This is a genomic window from Kitasatospora sp. NPDC091257 (assembly GCF_044757675.1).
Taxonomy (GTDB): domain Bacteria; phylum Actinomycetota; class Actinomycetes; order Streptomycetales; family Streptomycetaceae; genus Kitasatospora; species Kitasatospora lactacystinica.
On record NZ_JBIVVI010001112.1, the window covers coordinates 1 to 3,011 of the forward strand.

The following is a 3,011-nucleotide window of genomic DNA, read 5'->3' on the forward strand; positions in this document are numbered from 1 at the left end:
GCCGGCCCCCGCCCCCGGCGCGGGCACCGGCTCGGGCACCGGCTCGGGCTCGGGGCGTTCGATGATCACATGGGCGTTGGTGCCGCTGATGCCGAAGGAGGACACCCCGGCGCGGCGCGGCCGGTCCAGCTCGGGCCAGGAGCGCGCCTCGGTGAGCAGTTCCACCGCGCCCGCCGACCAGTCCACCTCGGCGGTGGGCTCGTCCACGTGCAGGGTCGCCGGGAGCACCCCGTGGCGCATCGCCTGCACCATCTTGATCACACCCGCGACGCCGGCCGCTGCCTGGGTGTGGCCGATGTTGGACTTCACCGAGCCGAGCCAGAGCGGCTCGCCGTCGCGGTCCCGGCCGTAGGTGGCCAGCAGCGCCTGGGCCTCGATCGGGTCGCCCAGCACCGTGCCCGTGCCGTGCGCCTCGACGGCGTCCACCTCGGCGGCCGACAGCCCGGCACTCGCCAGCGCCTGCCGGATCACCCGCTGCTGGGCGGGCCCGTTCGGCGCGGTGAGGCCGTTGGAGGCGCCGTCCTGGTTGACCGCGCTGCCCCGGACCACCGCGAGCACCTCGTGCCCGTTGCGGCGCGCGTCCGAGAGCCGCTCCAGCACCAGAAGACCGACGCCCTCGCCCCAGCCCGTGCCGTCCGCGCCGTCCGCGAAGGCCTTGCAGCGGCCGTCGGCGGCCAGGCCGCCCTGGCGGTCGAACTCGCCGAACACCCCGGGGGTGGCCAGCACGGTGACACCGCCGGCCAGCGCGAGCCCGCAGTCGCCCTCGCGCAGCGCCTGCGCCGCCCAGTGCAGGGCCACCAGCGAGGAGGAGCAGGCCGTGTCGACGGTGACGGCCGGACCCTCCAGACCGAAGGCGTACGCCACCCGGCCGGAGATCACGCTGTTCGCCGTCCCGGCCAGCACATGGCCCTGGACCTCCTCCAGGCCGCCGGCGGCACCGTAGCCGGAGTTGGAGGCTCCGACGAAGACGCCGATCTGCTCGCCGCGCACCGAGCGCGGGTCGATCCCGGCGTCCTCGAAGGCCTCCCAGGAGGCCTCCAGCAGGATCCGCTGCTGCGGGTCCATCGCCAGCGCCTCGCGCGGCGAGATCGCGAACAGCCCGGCGTCGAACTCCGTCACGCTCTCCACGAAGCCACCGCGCGCCGCCGCGGCGCCGACCGCGTCGAGCGGCCAACCCCGGTCCGTCGGGAAGCCGGTGACCCCGTCCGCCCCGGCGGCCACCAGATCCCACAACCCGGCCGCCGAACGCACCCCGCCCGGATAGCGGGCGCTCATGCCCACGATCACGACCGGGTCCTCAGCGGCGGACAGCACCGCGCGCGGCACCTCCGCGGCCACCGCCGCCTCGGGCACCGACTCCAGCAGTTCCCCGGCCAGATGCCGCGCCAGCACCACCGGCGTCGGATAGTCGAACACCAGCGTGGCCGACAGCGAGAGCCCGGTCTCCTTCACCAGCAGGTTCCGCAGCGCCACCGCCGTCAGCGAGTCGAAGCCGAGGTCGCGGAACGCCTGACCGGCGTCCACGGCCTCCATCGAAACGTGCCCGAGGACGGCGGCCGCACCGGTCCGGACCAGGTCCACCAGCATCCGCTCCCGGCGCCCGGCCGCGGCCGCCGCCAGCCGCTCCCGGAACCCCGAGGACCGCTCCACGCTCTCGACCACCGGCGCCTGCGCGCCGACGGCCTCCGGCAGCTCCGCCAGCAGCCGGCTGGTGCGCACGGCCGTGAAGGCCGGCGCGAACAGCTGCCAGTCCACGTCCGCGACGGTCACACAGACCTCGTCCGCGTCCACCGCCCGCGCCAGGGCCGACACCGCCAACTCCGGGTCCATCACGGCCAGGCCACGGCGGCGCAGCTGCTCGGCGGCATCGCCCTGGGCGGCCATGCCCTCACCGGCCCACGGGCCCCAGGCCACCGACGTGCCCCGCAGACCCCGCGCCCGGCGCCGCTGCACCAGCGCGTCCAGGTGGGCGTTGGCCGCCGCGTAGGCGCCCTGACCACCACTGCCCCAGGTCGCCGCGACCGAGGAGAAGACCACGAACAGATCGAGCTCCGGACCGGCCGTCAGCTCGTCCAGCAGATCGGCGCCGCCGACCTTTCCGGCGAAGACCGGCTCGAACCGCTCGACCGTCTCGCCGTCCAGCACGCCGTCGTCCACCACGCCCGCGGTGTGCACCACGCCCGTGAGCGGCAGCTCGGCGGGCACCGCGGCCAGGACGGCGGCGACCGCGTCGCGGTCCGCCACGTCACAGGCGGCGACCGTCACCCGGGCACCCAGACCGGTCAGTTCGGCCACCAGCTCGGCGACGCCCGGCGTCCGATCGCCACGACGGCCGGTCAGCACCAGGTGCGGCACCCCGCGCCCGGCCAGCCAACGCGCCACCTCCGCGCCCAGCGCACCCAGACCACCGGTCACCAGCACCGTCCCGGACGGGGTCCAAACGCCGCCGCGGCCGCTCCGCTGCGCGGCCCGCACCACCCGGCGCCCGTAGACGCCCGAGGAGCGCACGGCCACCTGGTCCTCGGCACCGCCGAGCACCGCCACCAGCCGGCGGCCGGCCCGCTCGTCCAGCACCGGCGGAAGGTCGACCAACCCGCCCCACAGGTCCGGCAGTTCCAGTGCGGCCACCCGGCCCAGACCCCAGATCTGCGCCTGCGCCGGGCTCACGGACCGGTCCGCCCGGCCCACCGACACCGCACCGACGGTCGCCGACCACAGCTTCGCCCGAACGCCCGCGTCGCCCAGTGCCTGCACCAGCGTCAGCGTCCCGGCCACGCCGGAGGACACCCACGAGCCCGGGCCCTGCGGCTGCTCGGCCACGGCGAGCAGGGAGAGCACGTTCACCGGCTCGCCCTCGGCGGCCGACTCGCGGACACGGTCGGCCAGCTCCTTCCGGCCGAGGCCCTCGCCGGCCACCGGCAGAACGTCCGCGCCGGCGGCCCGCAGTGCCGCTTCGACGGCCTCCACGGGTGCCCTCTCGGCCGTCACCAGCAGCCAGCGCCCCGACAGGG

1 protein-coding gene is annotated in these 3,011 nt (G+C 76.4%); it reads right to left on the reverse strand.

Annotated elements, in window-relative coordinates:
* On the reverse strand, positions 1-3,011 hold a 3,011-nt coding region (locus ACIQOV_RS35065), incomplete at both ends, for an SDR family NAD(P)-dependent oxidoreductase (protein WP_401054891.1).